The sequence below is a fragment of the Sphingomonas sp. SKA58 genome (assembly GCF_000153545.1).
In the GTDB taxonomy this organism is placed as follows: domain Bacteria; phylum Pseudomonadota; class Alphaproteobacteria; order Sphingomonadales; family Sphingomonadaceae; genus Sphingobium; species Sphingobium soli.
The window spans coordinates 154,102-169,878 of the sequence record NZ_CH959308.1 but is presented as its reverse complement, the minus strand read 5'-3'; the positions used below and the strand labels follow the sequence as shown (position 1 = coordinate 169,878).

Below are 15,777 nucleotides of genomic sequence, written 5' to 3'. Positions count from 1 at the left end.
AAGAGGGGGCACGGTCAGATCGGCAGTTCGTTGGTGGACTTGATCTCCGACAGGGCGACGGTCGAATGAATTTCCTGAACGCCCGGCAATTTGCTCAACTGTTCGAAGAAGAAGCGTTCATAGGCGTCGATGTCCTGCGTGACGATGCGCAGCATGAAATCCATCGTGCCCATCAACACATAGGCGTCGAGCACTTCGGGAAAGGCACCGATGGTTTTGCTGAATTCGTCCAGATTGGCGCGGCCATGGGCATTGAGCTTCACCTGCGCGAAAATTTGCGCGTTGAGGCCGACCTTGCGCCGGTCGAGCAGCGCAACGCGCTTGCGGATTAGCCCTTCGCGTTCCAGCCGGTCGATCCTGCGCCAGCAGGGCGAAGGCGTCAGCCCCACCCGTTCGGCGATCTGCGCCGTCGTCAGGCTGGCATCGCGTTGCAGTTCGCGAAGAATCTTGCGCTCAAATGGGTCGAGTTCGATCATGTTTTCCGCTCTAGCGGCACATGCGGGATAGATCATCCCGAATAACACCGCGTCAGTCCGATTTCGAGCAAGACTCTTCGCATGTCTGCGTTCATAAGCCGGCCCGCAAATGCCCCAGAGGAGAATATGATGGTCGATCACGCCCCTTCCCCCAGCAAGACGATGCGGACCGTGCGCCTGCGCGACGCGGCCAGCGGCCTTGACGGGGTGATCGCCATTCATTCGACAGCGCTTGGCCCGGGCGCGGGCGGCTGCCGCTTCTGGCGCTATCCCGATATCGAGGCCGCGACGCAGGATGCCTGCCGCCTGGCCAAGGGCATGAGCTACAAGAACGCGATGGCGGAACTGCCGCTGGGCGGGGCGAAGGCGGTGCTGCGCTATCCTGAAGGCGATTTCGATCGCGTTGCCCTGTTCCAGGCCTTTGGCAAGGCCGTCGAGGCGCTTGAGGGGCTCTATGTAACGGCGGAGGACGTCGGCACCAGCGTGGCGGATATGGAGCAGGTGTCGACCATGACGCGCCATGTCGCGGGCCTGCACCCGGCGCAGGACATGGCGGGCGGCGATCCGTCCCCCTGGACGGCGCTCGGCGTGTTCGATTCCATGCGCATGGCCGCGCAATTGGCGCTGAAGGCGGACCTTGATGCGCTCACCGTGGCGGTGCAGGGTGTCGGCAATGTCGGCGCGAGCCTGTGTCGCCAATTGGCCGAGGCCGGCGCCAAACTCGTGATCGCCGACATTGACGCGGAGCGCTGCCGCGCGCTGGCCGACGAACTGGGCGCGCGCGTGGTCGATGTGGCGGATATCGCCGCGGTGGAGGCCGACATCTTCGCGCCCTGCGCCCTTGGCGGCGCGCTGACGCAGGACAGCGTTGCAGCGATGAAGGCGCAGCTGGTCTGCGGCGCGGCCAACAACCAGCTTGCGACGCCGGACGTCGCCGACGCCCTGCTGGCGCGCGGCATCGTCTACGCCCCCGACTATGTCGTCAATGCCGGCGGCATCATCAGCGTGTCTGCCGAATATCTGGGCGAGGACGAAGCAAGCGTGCGCACCCGCGTCGCCCGCATCGGCCCGCGCGTCGCTCGCATCCTGGAGCAGGCCGCCCGCGAAGGGCGATCGCCGGCGGTGGTGGCCGATGAAATGGCCGAAGCGGTCATTGCCGGCGCAGCGGAAAAAGCCGCCTGATAAACGGTGCCGGCGCGCGCCCGGTGCAAGGGCGCGCGCCGGGCTTCGTTGTACCACCATTCACACGGCTCGCGAACTTTACCAACTCGTGGCAATTAATCCTCGATGATAGGGATTTGCACATGATGACATGAGCCGTCAGTCTAAAAAACCGTGCAAATCTGAGCTTTTCATGAAACTGGCACACCCCCTGCAATGATGATGGCACGATCCACGAGGGACCGTGACACAGTCAGGGAAGGAACCACATCATGAAGACCATCATTCTCGCCACCGTCGCCGCCGCTTTCGTCGCCACCCCCGCTCTGGCGCAGCCTGAAGGCAATTTTGGCCGCGCCAAGGTGAGCTATGACGAACAGTCCGACAGCTATTGCTTCCGCGAAACGCCTGCCGGCTCCATGGTGCCGCGCACCGAATGCCGCACCAAGGCGGAATGGGCCGAGGCCGGACTGACGATCAGCCGCAAGTCCAGCATGCAACTGGCCCAGCGTTGAGCCGAAGGAGCGGGCCCGGCGCGGCGGATATGCCGCAAAGCCGGGCCTGTTGGCCAAGTCTAGTTGGTTTCGCGCTTCAACCGCTCGGCCAGAGCCTCGATCTCATCGGGCTCAAGCAGCCAGGTCCGCGTCTTGCGGCCTTCGCGGTGGACGGGCTGGGTCAGCACTATGCGCGCCTGCGCGCGGGCGGCTGGCTTATATAAGCCGAAATGCACCGCGCAATCGCGGATCGTGCCGATCAGCGGCGGCTTGCCGTCCAGGTCGATCATGGTCGCGGGTTGATCCCAGGGGATAGACGCGACGCCGGGAAATTTCTGTTCCATAGCAATGCGTCACCACGGCGCGCGCGCGAAATCAAGGCCTAACCGAGCAGGGCGATCAGCACAGGATCGCCAGTAGCGCGCGGATCGCGGCGGATTTCCGCCTCTTCCTGTCCGATCGCACGGAAGATCGCGTCGCCGATCTGATTGGAGACATTGGTCGCCATCGCAGCATAGTCCCGCCCGCCGCTGGCGGACAGTGCGGCCGAAAGCATTTCGAACATATCCGACCGGAGCGCGCGCGATGCGCCGGGGATCAGCGCATCGACCACAGCTCCGCGCGTTTCCCGGGCGAGCAGGTCGCTCGCCGCAGTCGGGCCGCCGCGCAGCACCGATACCGCGTCGGCCAGCGTCATCCGCTGCACGGCGTCCATGACGATCGGCGCGGCATTGTCGGCAAGATCGACCGCCACATCATTCAGCGCCATCGCTACCCGATTGCGGACGGCATTGGTGCGCAGCAAAGCGGACAGAACCGCGCCGCCCTTTCCGCCACCCAGATCGGGCGGGCTGATGCGCGTCAGTTGATTATCGTAGAAACCACCCGGTTCGGTCAGCCGCGCAAAGGCGCGCTCGCTCGACAACTGCAACAAGCGACGCACCGCCTGTTCGACAGTGTAGCGGCCCATCGGCGTCGCGCAGGCGGCGAGCGGAAGCAATGCCAGCGCTGCAATGAGGCTGCGCCGGTTGGAACGCATATGGGTCGGCTGCATGATCTGTCTCCCTCAGTACGCCCTGCCGATGAACCTGGCGGCTTTGACGCAAGCTGAACGCATGAACGCCGCATGATGCTTCGCGTTGCGCGCAGGCGGCGCGGTTGCCAAATCCATATGCGCGATATACTCGGACAATATGGGGCAACAGGACTTCATTGCAGTCGATTGGGGAACCACCAACCGGCGCGCCTATCGCATCCGCGAAGGCCAGGTCATTGACAGCTTGCAGGACGCACTGGGCGTGACCGCCGTCCCGTCAGGCGGCTTTGAACAGGAAGTGGCGCGATTGCGCGCGTGTCTTGGCGACGCACCGATGCTGCTGGCGGGCATGATCGGGTCCAATCGCGGATGGATGGACGCGGGCTATGTGGCGACGCCCGCCACGCTGGCGCAGATTTCCGCTGCCATGATCACGCCGATGGACGGCGTGCACATCGTTCCTGGCGTATCTCACGTCGCGCAAGGACGCGGCGATGTGATGCGGGGCGAAGAAGTGCAGTTGCTGGGCGCGATCTGCGCGGATCTGGCTCCGTCCGACGCCCTGCTGTGCCAGCCGGGTACGCATTGTAAATGGGCGTGGATGACAGATGGTGCGATCGCTCGGTTCGCCACCGCCATGACTGGCGAGATGTTTGCGCTGCTCAAGAAGCATGCGCTGATCGGGCAGGAGATGACGGGCGAAATCAGCGCAGGCGACGCCTTTGCCGACGGCGTGCGCGATGGTGCGCGCGGCGATCTGCTGGCCTCGCTGTTCGGCGTGCGCCCGGCCAGCCTGCTTGGTTTGCGCGCGCGCGCCGACGCCGCCGCCTATGTCAGCGGCCTACTGATCGGCGCGGACTGCGCCGCTTATGCTGCGGGGCAACGGGTGCATCTGCTTGCCGACGCGGCGCTGGGCGCGCTCTATGCCAGCGCGATCGTGCAATTGGGCGGTCAAGCGGTGCGGATCGACAGCCAGGCCGCCTTCATCGCCGGCGCCACCCGCCTTTGGGAGAATCTGACATGAGCCTCGATTTCACGACCGCTTTCGCCCGCTGCCCGCTGGTCGCCATCCTGCGCGGCGTTCGCCCGGACGAGGTTGAACCGATCGGCGACGCGCTGGTGGAGGCGGGCTTCACCTTGATAGAGGTGCCGATGAACTCGCCGGATCCGCTGGTCAGCATCGGGCGGCTGGCGCGTCGGCTGGAAGGCAAGGCGCTGGTTGGCGCGGGGACGGTGCTGACGCCCGATCAGGTGGACGCGGTGCAGCAGGCCGGCGGACGGCTTATCATCTCGCCCAACAGCAACCTGTCGGTGATCGGCCGCAGTGCGGAGGCGGGGCTCATTTCCATGCCTGGCTATTTCACCCCGACTGAAGCCTTCGCGGCGGTGCAGGCCGGAGCGAGCGCGCTCAAACTCTTTCCCGCCGAGGCCGCTACGCCCACCGTCTTGAAGGCGCAGCGCGCCGTGCTGCCCAAAGAGCTGCCGGTCCTGGCGGTGGGCGGCATCAATCCCGGCAATATGGGGCCATGGGTCGCTGCTGGTGCGGACGGCTTTGGCCTGGGATCTGCGCTCTACAAGCCGGGCGCGACTGCCGCGCAGGTGCGCGAGGCGGCACAGGCGTTCATGCAGGGCTGGAAGGCCGCGACCAACTGACATGCACGCCCGAAACCCTTGCCACATCTGCTAATGCGATTGACTCGCATGTGGTGATTTCCTATCGAGCGATCACGCAATTTGCTCGAAGGATCATCATGCATCGTTTCTCTGGCCATCTTCAGGGTCATCCGCGCCCGCTGACGGCGCTGGGCGGAAGCGAGCGCCAATGACAACGGGCGCGCGGCGGTCAATAGGGTGGCGCTATCGCGGCAATGTCGCACTGCGCGTGCTGGCCGGGACTTTGGGGGCCTATCTGGTGATGGCGCTGACGGCGGCCTTGCTGGCGCGAACCCTGCCCATGAGCCGGGTTGAGGCCGTGACCGTCGCCACGATGATCGCCTATCTGGTGGCCCCTGCCGTCACCATCTGGGCCTTTCTGGCGTCCGGGCCATGGCGCGCGCTGGGGAGCGTCGCGGGTGCCGCGGGATTGCTGGCGATCGGTGCGTGGGCCGCGGGGCAACCGGCATGAGGGGATCGGCGCCTGCTGCCCTGCGCGATGGCGCGCGCCAATGCATGACTTGGCTGCATGGTTGGACCGGGCTGCTGCTGGGCCATGTGCTGTTCCTCATGTGCCTCACGGGCACATTGACCGTGTTCAAGGCCGAGATTGGCCGCTGGATGCGGCCCGAAACGACCGCTATCGCCGCGCCAGCGGACGCGATCGTCGCGGCGACCCGCTGGCTCGATGAGAATACGCATGGTTCGGCCGGCTGGTATCTGACCGCCCCCGACGCTCACCAAAATGCGGTGCAGGCGACCTATGACAGCGACGGCGCCTATGTGACCCGCGCGCTCGATCCCGTCAGCGGGGCGCCAGTCGCGCGTGAGACGCTGGGCGGCGAATTTTTCTACCGGCTCCATTTCGAATTGGAGCTGCCCTACCCGTGGGGACGACTGGTTGCCTCGCTCGCGGCCATGATGATGCTGGTCGCGCTGGTGACCGGCATCATCGCACACAAACGCATTTTCAAGGATATCTTCACCTTCCGCCCGGCCAAGGGCCAGCGCAGTTGGCTAGACGGGCATAATGCGCTCGGCGTTCTTGCCCTGCCCTTTCACATCATGATCACCTTCACCGGATTGGTGACGCTGGCATCGGTCAACCTGCCCTGGGGAATCACGGCGGGCTATGGCACGGACGTCACAGCCATGTACAGTGACCTTGCGCCCGGCTCCGTCACCCGCGCGGCCACCGGTGAAAAGGCGCCGCTCGCGCCGATCGCGCCGATGCTGGCGACCGCGCAGCGCCAGTTTGGTGGCGCGCCGATCGGCCGAGTCTATGTCTTCAACCCCGGCGACACGGGGGCGGTTGTGGTCGTTTATCCTTCGGACGCACGGTCCATCGGCTACATGTCTGGTGAGGTCAGTTTCGACGGCGCGACCGGCCGGATGCTCAAGGCCTGGACCGAACAGCGCGCGGGCGTGCGCGCCTATCAGACCGTCTATGGCCTGCACATGGCGCGCTTCGCGCCCGACGTGACGCGCTGGCTCTATTTTCTGGGTGGCGCGATGCTGACCATGGCGATCGCAACCGGCATGGTCCTTTGGACAGTCAAGCGCCGTGAACGCGCGCCTTTGTCGATTGGCAATCATATGCTGGAACGGCTCAACGTCGGCGTGCTGACCGGCGTGCCGATTGGAGCGGTGGCATTCCTGATCGCCAACCGGCTGTTGCCGCTCGACATGGCCGCGCGCGCGCAGGCCGAGGTTTCGGCCGCGCTCTGGACCGCCGGGGCCGTGGTGCTCGCCGGACTCTTGCTGCGGCCCACGATCGGCTGGCCGCTATTGCTCGGCCTGCTGGCGCTCGCCTGCGCCTGCGCGGCCTTGCTGGGTCCGGTCTGGACGATCGAGCCGGGCATGCTGACGATCAACCTGATGCTGCTGGGCGTAGCGGGCGCGCTGCTGCCGGTGATCCTGCGCCAGGCCCGGCGGCGCGACCGGACAACACCCGTTCGTCACCGGGCCGTGCCGGCATGATCGCGGCGGCCGGCCTTCTCTATCTCGGCCTGTTCTTGCTCGCCAGCAGCATGAGCCGGCATCAACGCGCGCTGGCTGGTCCCTGGCATCAGCCCGCAATGGCTCCGCTGCTTGCTCCTGTCGGCTGGCTGCTGATCCTCGCTTCATCGATGGCGATGCTGCCCCACTGGCAAGGCGGCATCGGGCTGGTCAGTTGGCTCGGTCTGCTGCCCCTGGTGGGCGGATTGCTGCTTCTGGGCCTCAGCTACCGGCCACACTGGCTGAAGCAGGGGGCTGCCGGCGCGATCGCGCTCGTCATCCTTGGCGTCGCTAGCGGCGCCTGACGCCTTATCCCTTCATATCGATGGTCGCGACAACGCCGCCTTCGGGCGCGTTGCGCAACCGCACCGAAGCCTCGAAACTCATCGCCAGCGACCGCGCGATGGTAAGGCCGATGCCCGTGCCATGCCGCCCGCCGGGCTGGCTGCTCGGCCCGCGCGTAAAGGGTTCGAACATCTGGTCGATCTGATCAGCCGGGATGCCGGGCCCATGATCGCGCACATCGATCATCAATCGTCCGCCCGACCGCGTGCAACTAATGTCGGCGCCACCGCCATATTTGACGCCATTGTCCACCAGATTGGCGATACAGCGGGTCAGTGCATTGGGCTTCACCCGCACGGTCCCGCCACACCCGCTGACGAAGCGCACCGGCGCGCCAAGATCCTCTGCATCCTCGGCCATGCTGGCGAGCAGCGAGTCGATGTCGATCACTGACCATTCCTCCCGCGACTCGGTGCTGCTCGCAAGGTCGAGACCCTCGCGCACCAAGGTCTGCATCGCCTGATGATCGGCCAGCAGCCGTTCGCGAAGGTCGGCATTGTCGACCAGTTCGAGCCGTAAGCGCATGCGGGTCAGCGGCGTCTGGAGATCGTGGCTGATCGCCGCCAGCAATTGCGTGCGCTCGGCGAAGCCCGCCCTCGCCCGGCGCTGCATCAGGTTGAAGGTCGACAAGGCGGCGCGCACCTCTTCGGGACCACGCTCGGGAATCTCCTCCGGGTCGAGCGACAGCGAAAATGCCTCCGCCGCGCGCTCCAGCCGCCGCAAGGGCTTGGCCACCGATCGCGCGACCAGGATCGCCAGTCCCGCCGACGCCGCAACGATGACCAGCAGATAGGCCGGGTTGAAGATCGTGCTTGGCGGCTTGATCAGACGGGGGAAACTCAGGGCCATGGCGCGGCGCGCGCCGCGCACGTCGGTGAAGCGCACGATCCAGCAATCCGGGCGCGGCGCGTCGATCACGCCGGCCGCGCGTTCCCTGTTCCCGCTGGGAAAGCACAGGCCGGCCGGCACCTGCCCCGCTTCGGGCTGCGAGCGCCTGCCGAGCCGCTCGGTCAGGATCAATTCCAGTTCGGCATCGGTGTCGCTGAGCGCCACGCCGGCGGGCGCCATCGCCGCGCCGACGATGCGACGGTTGGCCATCATCGCCTCGACGCGGGCAGGATCGCGTTGCAGCCGATCGGCGATGTCGACCGCGCTTGCCACCACGCGCGCGCGGCGCACCCGTTCGAAATCATGATGCCGCGCCTGTTCCGCCACCAGCAGGGCGATGATCGCGGCCACCGACATGCCCAGCGTCAGGATGAGGAAAATCTGCCCTGCCATCGTCCCGAAAAAGGCGCGGATCCGCTGCACAGGCCGCATGCCCGTCATAGCTGCTCCACCCCGCTGGCGAGGACATAGCCCTCGCCCCGGACCGTCAGGATCAACTCGTCTCCACCCGGCACTGTCGCCAGCTTCTGGCGCAAACGGCTGACCTGCAAATCGATCGACCGATCGAAGGCAGCGGTCGCGCGCCGTTCGGGCACCAAAGTCTCGCGCGACAGAACGACATTGGGTTCTTCGATGAAGCGCGACAGAAGGCGAAATTCGGCGGATGACAGCATCACCAGGCTATCGTCGGGCGCGACCAGCCGTCGCTGTTGCAGGTCCAGCCGCCAGGGGCCGAAGCGGGCGAAGCGCGCCGCCGCCGGCCGCGCGGTGGGATCGCCGCGTCCGCGCCGCAAAAGGTTGCGGATGCGCACCAGCAATTCGCGCGGTTCGAACGGCTTGGTCAGATAATCGTTCGCCCCCAGTTCCAGTCCCAGCACCCGGTCGATGGCGCTGCCGCGGGCCGTCACCATGATGATCTGCACGTCGGCGCCTTCGGCGCGCAATTCCCGGCACAGCATCAATCCATCGCCATCGGGCAGGTTGAGGTCGAGGACGATGAGGTCCACCGCCTCCTCCTTCAACGTGCGGCGCAGCTCGGCCAGGCTGGCCGCAGCGAGAAGGCGGTAGTTTTCCTGATGCAACTGACCGATGATGAGGTCGCGAATATCCGCATCGTCGTCGACCACCAGCACGGTCGCCTGTCGGGCAGGGGAGGAATCCAGCATGCCTCTTCCTACCGCCTCGTCCACCGAAAGTCTGCGCCTCTTCGCGCGCGATACAGGCTGATACAAAGGGATACCAAGGTGCACGGCGGCGCAACAGTTGGAGCGGAAGCGAAAACAACTCGCACTATGACGTGACGGGCAAACTCCCGAAGAGGATGGGGTCGGCTGACCCCCTGTGGCCGACGCAAAGCGGAGCTCCTGCGATGACCCCTCGCCGCTGACGCGGCTGGAAAACCCGAACGAACAGGCTTGATCGGCTTGGCGCACGACCCCTCCCCCTCCCCTGTGCGCCCGATCATCCCCCTGTGTCTGACCGGCGGCATCGCAGGAGCCCGTAACGCCGACGCCAAGGAACGATCGCCGATCCATGCCGACCTCCGCACGATCCCACGGCCTTCGGGTCGCACCGATTGCCCTGATGATGATGCTGGCCGCATGCAGTCAGGAAAAGGCCCCAAAAAGGGGACCGGTGGAGGTCGGCGTGGTCACGCTGGCGGCGCGCAATGTCACGGTGGACAGCGAATTGCCCGGCCGGACGGTATCGACCTTGATGTCGGAGGTCCGGCCGCAAGTGTCTGGCATCATCCAGAAGCGCCTGTTTACAGAAGGCGCACTGGTGAGCGCCGGCCAGCCGCTTTACCGCATCGACCAGCGCCTTTATCGCGCATCGCGCGACGAGGCGCTTGCCACGCTGGCAAGCGCGCAGGCCACCGCCGCCGCCGCGCAGGCCCGGGCACAACGCTATCGCAGCCTGGGCGATACCGAAGCGGTGAGCGCGCAGGACCGGGATGATGTGATCGCCACGGCACGGCAGGCGCAGGCCGCCGTGCAGCAGGCCCGCGCAACCCTTCAGACGAGCAACGTGAACCTAGAATTCACGCTGGTCCGCGCGCCGATCAGCGGGCGTATCGGCCGCACCCTCTTCACGCCTGGCGCACTGGTGACAGCCAGCCAGGCCGACCCGCTGACCACGATCCAGCAACTCGACCCCATCTATGTCGATGTGACGCAATCGAGCGCGCAACTGCTGGCGCTCCGCCGGTCGCTGGCATCAGGCAAGACCCTGCCCGCCAGCGCGACCATCCGGCTGAAGCTGGACGATGGCAGCGACTATCCGCTGGAAGGCCGCATCGAATTCGCCGAACCGATCGTCGATCCCGACAGCGGCACAGTCACGCTGCGCGCGCGCTTCCCCAATCCCGACGGCCTGCTGCTGCCGGGCATGTTCGTCCGCGTGGTCGCGCCGCAGTCGGTCGTCCCCGACGCCATATTGGCGCCGCAGCAGGGGATTACCCGCGATGCCAAAGGCAATGCCACCGCCCTTGTGGTCGGCAGCGGCAACAAGGTTGAGCGCCGTACCGTGACCGCCGCGCAGGCGATCGGCGACACATGGCTGATTACCGCCGGGTTGAAGGCCGGCGACCGGTTGATCGTCGAAGGCACGGACAAAGTTCAGCCCGATGCCGCAGTGAAGCCCGTGCCGGTCGGCGCGAAATAGGGGCCGATCATGCTCAGCCGCTATTTCATAGACCGGCCCATCTTTGCCTGGGTCATCGCCATCGGCATCATGCTGGCGGGCCTGGGCGCGATGCTGTCGCTGCCGATCGCGCAATATCCCGACATCGCACCGCCGGGCGTCGGCATCAGCGCAACCTATCCGGGTGCCAACGCCGAAACCGTGGAAACCAGCGTCACGCAGGTCATCGAGCAGCAGCTGACCGGCATTGACGGCCTCATGTATTTCTCGTCCTCCTCCACCAATAACGGGCAGGCGCGGATCACCGTCACCTTCCAGAAGGGCACTGACCCCGACACCGCGCAGGTGCAGGTCCAGAACAAGGTGCAGCAGGCGCTCAGCCGCCTGCCCAATGCGGTGCAGCAACAGGGGCTGACCGTCACCAAGCAGCAGACCGATTTCCTGCTGGTCGTGGGCCTGTATGACGAAACGGACACGGTCACACAGGCCGATGTCGCAGACTATCTGGTCAATAACTTCCAAGACCCGATTGCGCGGATCGACGGCATCGGCGCGACCCAGGTGTTCGGATCGCAATATGCGATGCGTATCTGGCTCGACCCGTTCAAGCTGGCGACCGTCAAGCTGATGCCATCGGACGTGCAGAGTGCGATCCAGTCGCAGAATGTCGAGGTTTCGGCGGGACAGATCGGTGCCGATCCCGCGCCCGAAGGGCAGCAGCTCAACGCCACGGTCCGCGCCCGATCGCGCCTGCAAACGCCCGAACAGTTCCGCAATATCATCGTCAAGACGCAATCGGACGGGTCGGTCGTGCATCTGTCCGACGTGGCGCGGGTGGAACTGGGCAATGAAAGCTATACCACCTCGGCGCGACTGAACGGTCATCCCGCGTCCGGCATGGCCTTGCAGCTGGCGCCGGGCGCGGATGCGCTCAAGACCGCTGAACTGGTGAAGGCCAAGGTCGCCGACCTGTCCGCCAACCTGCCCCATGGCTACAAGGTCGTCTATCCCCGCGACACCACCCCCTTCATCCAGCTGTCGGTCGATGAAGTCATCCACACGCTGATCGAGGCGGTGGTGCTGGTCGTCATCGTGATGTTCCTGTTCCTGCAAAGCTGGCGCGCGACGCTGGTGCCCGCCATCGCCGTGCCGGTCGTATTGCTGGGTACCTTCGGCATTCTCGCCCTGTTCGGCTATTCCATCAATACGCTGACCCTGTTCGGCATGGTGCTCTCGATCGGCCTGCTGGTCGATGACGCCATCGTGGTGGTGGAAAATGTCGAACGATTGATGGAGGAGGAAGGGCTTTCGCCGCGCGACGCAACGATCAAGTCGATGGGCGAAATCGGCGGCGCACTGGTCGGCATCGCGCTGGTCCTGTCCGCCGTCTTGTTGCCCATGGCCTTTTTCGGCGGGTCGACCGGCGTCATCTATCGGCAGTTTTCCATCACCATCGTATCGTCGATGCTACTGTCGGTGCTGGTCGCGCTGATCCTGTCGCCGGCGCTGTGCGCGACCTTGCTCAAGGCGTCGGCGCATGACCAGCGGCAGCGCGGCTGGGCTGGCAAGTTCAACCGCTGGTTCGATCGCCTGACGCGTGGCTATGTCCACCGCACCGAGCAGATACTGGGCAAGCGCATCCTGTTCTGGAGCGCCTATGTGGTGATCCTGGCGGTCCTGGCGCTGCTGTTCACGCGACTGCCCACCAGCTTCCTGCCGGTCGAGGACCAGGGGCAGGTCATGGCGCAGGTGTCGCTCCCGGCCGGTGCGAAGTCCAGCCGCACGGCGGTGGCGGCCGAACAATTGCGGCAATATTTCATGAATGATGAAAAGGACAATGTCGCCTTCGCCTTCATCCTCACCGGCTTTAGTTTCCAGGGCCAGGGCGAAAATGTCGCGCAAGGTTTCATCAATCTGGCCCCCTGGGACGAACGCAAGGGCAGCGCAAATTCCGCCGGCGCCATTGCCGAACGCGCGAACAAACAGCTTAGCGCGATCCGGGATGCCAAAGTGCTGGCAATGACGCCGCCCGCGATCCGGGGCCTTGGTCAGTCCAATGGCTTCACCTTCGAGCTATTGAACAGCGGTGGATTGAGCAGGGACCGGTTCCTGGCGCTGCGCAACCAGTTGATCGCCGCCGCAGCGAACGACCCTGTCCTGTCGGGCGTGCGCGCCGCGACGCTGGAGGATACGCCGCAGCTTCAGGTCGATATTGACTCCGAAAAGCTGGCGGTTCTGGGCCTCACCCAGTCCGGCGTCGACAATGTGCTCTCTTCCGCCTGGGGCAGCACTTACATCAACGACTTTGTCGATCGCGGGCGGGTGAAGCGCGTCTATATGCAGGCCGACGCGCCCTATCGCGCATTGCCTGACGATCTCGACAAGTGGATGGTGCGTCAGAGCGCGACCGGGCAGATGGTGCCCTTTTCCGCCTTCGCCACCACCCATTGGGTGATGGGCCCGACGTCCGTTTCGCGCTTCAACGGCCTCCCTTCCTTCGAAATACAAGGTCAGGCTGCGCAAGGCGCCAGCTCGGGCGAAGCGATGGACCGGATCGTCGAATTGCAAAAGCAATTGCCCGCCGGCACCAGCTACGCCTGGAGCGGCCTGTCCTATCAGGAACAGCTGTCAGGCGGGCAGGCGCCTTTGCTCTATGGTCTCTCGGTGCTCGTCGTCTTCCTCTGCCTTGCCGCCTTGTATGAAAGCTGGTCGATCCCGCTCGCGGTGCTGCTCGTCATCCCGCTGGGCCTGGTCGGCGCGGTCATCGCAGTCTGGGCGCGGGGCCTGGAAAACAACATCTTCTTTCAGGTCGGCCTGCTCACCACCATGGGCCTTGCCGCCAAGAATGCGATCCTGATCGTCGAATTTGCCGAGCTTGCGCATCATCAGGGCAAAAATGCCTGGGACGCGGCGCTGGAGGCCGCGCGCTTGCGCTTCCGCCCGATCCTGATGACCAGCCTGGCCTTCATCGCGGGCGTGGTGCCGCTGGCAATCGCAACCGGTGCGGGCGCGCAAAGCCGCGTCGCCATCGGCACGGCGGTGATCGGCGGCATGACGACCGCGACCCTGCTGGCGATCTTCCTCGTGCCGCTCTTCTTCGTGACGATCCTGCGCCTGTTCGGCAAGGACAAGCCCGCCGGCCCCGCCGCCAATATGGAGGCCATGGCATGACCCGTGTGCTGATCGGCATCAGCGCGCTGATGCTGGCGGGATGTTCGATGACGCCCGCTTATGAGCGACCGGCCGCGCCCGTGCCTGCCACATTGCCGCAGGGCGAAGCCTATGCCCCGCGGCCCGCCGGCGCGCAGGCAGGCCTTGCCTGGACGCAGCTGGTGCAGGACGCCCGCTTGCGGACCATCATCGACCGGGCGCTCGCCAATAACCGCGATCTGCGCGCCGCCATCGCCAATGTGCAGTCCGCCCGCGCGCAATATCGGGTCCAGCGCGCAGCACGGCTGCCGACGATCACCGCCGATGCCGGGGCCAGCATCAGCCACCGCAACGACGCGCGCCTGGACAATTACAGCGCCGACATCGGCTTCAGCGCGTTTGAGATCGACCTGTTCGGCCGGGTGCGCAGCCTGACGCAGGCCGCGCTGGAATCCTATCTGGCGACGGAGGAGGGCGCGCGCGCGACGCGCATCGCGATGATCGCGGAAACCGCCAGCGCCTATGCCACGCTGGCGGCGGATCAGGATTTGCTGGTGCTGGCGCGGCAAACGCAGGCCAGCGCGCAGCGGACGCTCGACCTCACCCGAACGCTTAATGCTGCCGGTTTGGCCGGAAAGCTGGACGTACATCAGGCCGAAACCATCGTCGAGCAGGCCGCGTCCGACGTCGCGGCGACCGTGACCCAGGTGGCGCAGGATCGCAACGCGCTGGACCTGCTGGCTGGCGCACCGGTCGAGGACGCGCTGCTACCCCAGTCGCTCGACAGCCTGATCTCCGGCATAGCGCGCGTACCCGCCGGCCTGTCGTCGGACATATTGCTCCAGCGGCCCGACGTGCTGCAAGCCGAGCACCAACTCAAGGCCGCCAATGCCGATGTCGGCGCGGCCCGTGCGGCGATGTTCCCGACGATCAGCCTGACGTCGGCCATTGGTGTAGCGAGTACGGCCCTGTCATCGCTGTTCGGCAGCGACGCATTCGGCTGGTCCGCCAGCCCGTCGGCGATCCTGCCGATTTTCGGCGGCCCCAACCGCGGCAATCTGGACTATAGCAAAGCGCAACGCGACCTGTATCTCGCGCAATATGAAAAGGCGATCCAGACGGCATTTCAGGAAGTGGCGGACGGATTGGCGCGTGCCGGAACGATCGACGCGCAGCAGGTGGCGCAACGGCGGCTCGTGATCGCCAGCAGCAGGGCCTATGACCTTGCCGAACAACGCTATCGCGCCGGCATCGACACCTTCCTGACGGCGCTCAACAGCCAGCGATCCCTCTACAATGCGCAGCAATCGGCGATTGCCACAGATTTGGCGCTCGTTAACAATCGCATCCTGCTCTACCGCGTCATTGGCGCCGATCAGTGAGAGTCCCCCGTTTGTAGGTCGGCCGGGCATGCGCGAGCGCGGGGCCGCGCCCACTTGGCCGTCCGCTGGCCACGGAGATATTTCCAGCAGACTGTCGATATGGTCGCTATCTACAAATGACGCGCATGCCCGCCCAAGGCGAAGACCCCCGCCTATCCGTACCGGATCGTATCATTTGCGTCGCGCAGCGCTCCGCCGCTTTTCATGAGGGCGGCTTATGATATGATCGGTGCCAAAGAAAATGATGGAGAGGATCATGCTTCGGATAGCAAGATTTCTGGACTGGCTCTGCGCGCTGTTCGCGTCCGGCGCGCAGGACGCCCTGCGGCTCAACCAGCTTATTTGTCCATTCTCGAGCCACGCCGGGAAATCAGATGGACCACCCCCGCGCTGACTGCCGTAGCGAACAAGTAAATTCTTGAAAAAAAGGGCCGATCCGAAGATCAGCCCGTGAAAGTTTTAGGAGAGGATGCCTGAAAGGCAGGGTCGTTTTCATATAAAATCGATTTTGCCGCAAGTGCGAATGGCTTTGTTGCGATTGCAAAATCTGC

At 65.2% G+C, this 15,777-nt stretch carries 15 protein-coding genes; 10 read left to right on the top strand and 5 right to left on the bottom strand.

Annotated features, from left to right (window positions below):
• Positions 1-14 precede the first annotated feature (14 nt).
• Positions 15-476: an Lrp/AsnC family transcriptional regulator gene (locus SKA58_RS16120; protein WP_009823535.1), complete on the bottom strand. Its 462-nt coding sequence runs from the start codon at positions 474-476 to the stop codon at positions 15-17.
• A gap of 129 nt (positions 477-605) precedes the next feature.
• On the opposite strand from SKA58_RS16120, the gene SKA58_RS16115 reads away from it, so the two are divergent.
• Both SKA58_RS16115 and SKA58_RS16110 read left to right on the top strand, forming a co-directional pair.
• A complete protein-coding gene (locus tag SKA58_RS16115) occupies positions 606-1,658 on the top strand; it encodes a Leu/Phe/Val dehydrogenase (RefSeq protein ID WP_037543942.1) in 1,053 nt (350 codons plus the stop codon).
• A gap of 251 nt (positions 1,659-1,909) precedes the next feature.
• On the top strand, positions 1,910-2,152 hold the full coding sequence (locus SKA58_RS16110) for a hypothetical protein (protein ID WP_009823533.1): 243 nt from the start codon (positions 1,910-1,912) through the stop codon (positions 2,150-2,152).
• Positions 2,153-2,211: 59 nt separating this feature from the next.
• Here the strand turns inward: SKA58_RS16110 and SKA58_RS16105 are convergent, their stop codons facing one another.
• Positions 2,212-2,475: a hypothetical protein gene (locus tag SKA58_RS16105; protein WP_009823532.1), complete on the bottom strand. Its 264-nt coding sequence runs from the start codon at positions 2,473-2,475 to the stop codon at positions 2,212-2,214.
• Positions 2,476-2,513: 38 nt separating this feature from the next.
• On the bottom strand, positions 2,514-3,185 hold the full coding sequence (locus SKA58_RS16100) for a DUF4197 domain-containing protein (protein WP_009823531.1): 672 nt from the start codon (positions 3,183-3,185) through the stop codon (positions 2,514-2,516).
• Positions 3,186-3,324: 139 nt separating this feature from the next.
• Between SKA58_RS16100 and SKA58_RS16095 the strand changes: the two genes are divergently transcribed.
• From SKA58_RS16095 to SKA58_RS16075, 5 genes are all read left to right on the top strand, one after another.
• Positions 3,325-4,191, top strand: a complete 867-nt coding sequence (locus tag SKA58_RS16095) for a 2-dehydro-3-deoxygalactonokinase (RefSeq protein ID WP_009823530.1) — start codon at positions 3,325-3,327, stop codon at positions 4,189-4,191.
• Positions 4,188-4,820 carry a 2-dehydro-3-deoxy-6-phosphogalactonate aldolase gene (locus SKA58_RS16090; protein WP_009823529.1) on the top strand — a complete coding sequence of 211 codons (633 nt, stop codon included), beginning with the start codon at positions 4,188-4,190 and terminating at the stop codon, positions 4,818-4,820. Before SKA58_RS16095 ends, SKA58_RS16090 begins: the two co-directional genes overlap by 4 nt.
• Positions 4,821-4,989: 169 nt before the next feature.
• Positions 4,990-5,292: a hypothetical protein gene (locus SKA58_RS16085; RefSeq protein ID WP_009823528.1), complete on the top strand. Its 303-nt coding sequence runs from the start codon at positions 4,990-4,992 to the stop codon at positions 5,290-5,292.
• Positions 5,289-6,800 (top strand): PepSY-associated TM helix domain-containing protein, encoded by a 1,512-nt coding sequence (locus SKA58_RS16080; protein WP_009823527.1) that lies wholly within the window; start codon positions 5,289-5,291, stop codon positions 6,798-6,800. The genes SKA58_RS16085 and SKA58_RS16080 overlap by 4 nt, the downstream gene beginning before the upstream one ends.
• The gene (locus SKA58_RS16075; protein ID WP_009823526.1) at positions 6,797-7,123 is read left to right on the top strand and encodes a DUF3325 family protein; all 327 of its coding nucleotides are present in this window, start codon (positions 6,797-6,799) and stop codon (positions 7,121-7,123) included. Before SKA58_RS16080 ends, SKA58_RS16075 begins: the two co-directional genes overlap by 4 nt.
• A 4-nt stretch (positions 7,124-7,127) precedes the next feature.
• On the opposite strand, the gene SKA58_RS16070 is transcribed toward SKA58_RS16075, so the two are convergent.
• Together SKA58_RS16070 and SKA58_RS16065 are read right to left on the bottom strand one after the other, a co-directional pair.
• Positions 7,128-8,492: an ATP-binding protein gene (locus tag SKA58_RS16070; RefSeq protein WP_009823525.1), complete on the bottom strand. Its 1,365-nt coding sequence runs from the start codon at positions 8,490-8,492 to the stop codon at positions 7,128-7,130.
• Positions 8,489-9,217: a response regulator gene (locus SKA58_RS16065; protein WP_009823524.1), complete on the bottom strand. Its 729-nt coding sequence runs from the start codon at positions 9,215-9,217 to the stop codon at positions 8,489-8,491. Before SKA58_RS16065 ends, SKA58_RS16070 begins: the two co-directional genes overlap by 4 nt.
• A gap of 367 nt (positions 9,218-9,584) precedes the next feature.
• Here SKA58_RS16065 and SKA58_RS16060 point away from each other — a divergent pair, with 367 nt between their 5' ends.
• Genes SKA58_RS16060 through SKA58_RS16050 form a run of 3 tightly spaced genes read left to right on the top strand, consistent with a single transcriptional unit; the run spans position 9,585 to position 15,226 of the window.
• Positions 9,585-10,715, top strand: a complete 1,131-nt coding sequence (locus tag SKA58_RS16060) for an efflux RND transporter periplasmic adaptor subunit (protein WP_198005991.1) — start codon at positions 9,585-9,587, stop codon at positions 10,713-10,715.
• A 9-nt stretch (positions 10,716-10,724) separates the two neighbouring features.
• The gene (locus SKA58_RS16055) at positions 10,725-13,865 is read left to right on the top strand and encodes an efflux RND transporter permease subunit (protein WP_009823522.1); all 3,141 of its coding nucleotides are present in this window, start codon (positions 10,725-10,727) and stop codon (positions 13,863-13,865) included.
• Positions 13,862-15,226, top strand: a complete 1,365-nt coding sequence (locus SKA58_RS16050; protein ID WP_009823521.1) for an efflux transporter outer membrane subunit — start codon at positions 13,862-13,864, stop codon at positions 15,224-15,226. Before SKA58_RS16055 ends, SKA58_RS16050 begins: the two co-directional genes overlap by 4 nt.
• Positions 15,227-15,777: the final 551 nt, after the last annotated feature.